This is a genomic window from Mesorhizobium sp. M1A.F.Ca.IN.020.06.1.1, from assembly GCF_004023265.1.
GTDB lineage: Bacteria > Pseudomonadota > Alphaproteobacteria > Rhizobiales > Rhizobiaceae > Mesorhizobium.
Genome location: NZ_RZSR01000928.1, coordinates 1 through 2,351, shown reverse-complemented (window position 1 = coordinate 2,351; position 2,351 = coordinate 1). Strand labels below are relative to the sequence as shown.

Genomic DNA, 2,351 nt, shown 5'->3' with positions numbered 1-2,351 from the left:
ACCCAGGGCATTCCGATTCTGCCGGCTGTGGCTTTGACCCTGGCGGTGGCTCTGTTGTTCGGCATCATCAACGGTTTGCTGTGCGTCTATGTGAACATCGCGCCGATCGTCACCACGCTGGCGACGAACGCGTTGATGATCAGCATCGTGCGGTGGCTTTCGGCGGGTACGCCGGTGGAGGCTCCGCCGGAGCTGCGCGTGTTTTCGGTCGGCCGGGTATTCGGCTTGCCGCCGAGCCTGATCTTCGCGATTGTCGCCGTGCTGGTCGTCGCCGTCCTCACCACGAAGACCGCGTTCGGTCGCCGTTTCGTGGCAGTTGGCGTCAATCCCGCGGCCGCTCAGATCGCCGGTGTCAACGTTCCTTTCTATCAGATATCTGCCTATGCGATCGCGGCGATATGCTTTGCCATCGGCGGCATACTGCTTGCAGGCTTTATCGGCAGCGCCACGCACTCGGCGGGTAACGACTATCTGCTGCCCAGCGTGGCGGCGGTGGTGATAGGGGGCAGTTCGCTGGCTGGCGGGCGCGGCAGTGTCGTGGCGAGCGCAGTGGCCGCGCTGTTCATCACGCAGCTCGGGCAGATGGTCCTCTCCATGGGTGCGAGTGCGGCGACCCAACTGCTTGTGCAGGCCGGGTCGATACTTGTGGTGACCGGCCTGCGCAATTTCCCAAAATGGTTCCGTATGTCGCCGATGCAATGAAGGTCTTCTGCGAAAAAGCGAGTTTGACTGGAGATGCAATCCCTGACGAGCACTCCGAGTGATCGTGTGTACGATCTCTACTACGGCGGGCAGCTTCGGAAGCCCAATTCGGGTAGGTATTTCGAGTCCGAAAATCCCGCGACCGGCGAGGTCTGGTCCCGCGTGGCGGAAGGCAATGCCTCGGACGTCGATGCTGCCGTGAAAAGCGCTCATGAGTGCTGGAAAAGCGCTGCGTGGCGCGATCTGAGGCCGACCGAAAGAGGCAAGCTTCTGGTCAGCCTGGCCGGCATCATCGAACGTGAAGCCGAGCGTATAGCCGGCATCGAAATGCGCGACAATGGCAAGCTCGCGACGGAGGTCCGGTCGCAGGTGCGCTACACGGCCGAATACTATCGTTATTACGGAGGTCTCGCGGACAAGATCCAGGGCGCCGTGGTCCCGACGGACAAGAAGGGCGTTTTTGCCTATACCAAATATGAACCGAAGGGGGTGGTGGCTATCATCACCCCCTGGAACTCACCATTGACCTTGACGACCTGGAAGCTCGCTCCGGCGCTTGCGGCGGGATGCGCTGCCGTCATCAAGCCGTCGGAGTTCACGTCGGCGTCCGTCATCGAATTCGCCCAGCTGTTTGCCGAGGCCGGATTTCCTGCGGGATCGGTTAACGTCGTGACGGGCGGTGGAGCGGTCGGCGCTGCGCTCGTGTCCCACAAGGATGTCGCGCATGTCGGCTTTACCGGAGGCGAGGAAGCGGGAACGAAAGTCTACGAGCTCGCAGCCCGCGGACTGAAAACCGTTACTCTCGAATTGGGCGGCAAGTCGCCGAACATCGTCTTCGACGATGCGGACCTCGATCAGGCCGTCAAAGGCGCGATCTCAGGCATCTTCGCGGCTTCCGGACAACAGTGCGTGGCCGGCTCGAGGTTGCTGGTGCAGCGTTCGATCCACGACGCGTTCGTCGAGCGTCTGCTGGACGTGGTCAAACGTGCGCGCATAGGCGATCCTTCTGATGCGGCAACCAACATCGGTCCGATCGCCACTAGGCCGCAGTTCGAGAAAATTCTCCGCTATATCGAGATCGGCAAGTCCGAGGGCGCGACATGCCTGCTGGGTGGCGGGCAATATGAAACCGAGCTCGGCGGCCTGTTCGTGCAACCGACGATCTTCACCGACGTCAAAAACGACATGCGTATCGCCCAGGAGGAGATTTTCGGGCCGGTCCTGTCGGTCATCCCATTCGACACCGAAGAGGATGCGGTGCGCATCGGCAATGACATCGTCTACGGCCTTGCGGCGGGCGTGTGGACGAAATCGCTTCACCGCGCGCAAACTCATGGCCGACAGGCTGCAGGCAGGCACGGTCTGGATCAACAACTACCGCGCCACCTCGTTCACCTCTCCGTTCGGGGGCTACAAGCGCTCCGGCGTCGGCCGCGAGTCCGGCATCGATGCCGTCAAGGAATATCTCGAAACAAAATGCGTCTGGATATCAACCGACCTTGATGTACCGGACCCGTTCATCCGTCGATGAAGGCAGACAGCATGCAAGTTGATGAAAAGCTGGTTCCGGCCGTCAAGGCATCGTGGGGCGGGTCGGACGCGCAGGGGGCACTCGCAGGGGTTCGGGTGCTGGACATGTCGCGTCTGGT

Annotated in this window: 1 protein-coding gene and 1 pseudogene; both read left to right on the top strand. The window is 61.5% G+C overall.

Features of this window, described 5'->3' with window-relative positions; all coding sequences use genetic code 11:
* A partial coding sequence (locus EOA60_RS29155; protein WP_164899629.1) for an ABC transporter permease occupies positions 1-702 on the top strand: 702 nt, incomplete at its 5' end.
* 33 nt (positions 703-735) lie between these two features.
* Positions 736-2,233: pseudogene (locus EOA60_RS29150) on the top strand (aldehyde dehydrogenase).
* The last annotated feature ends 118 nt before the right edge of the window (positions 2,234-2,351 follow it).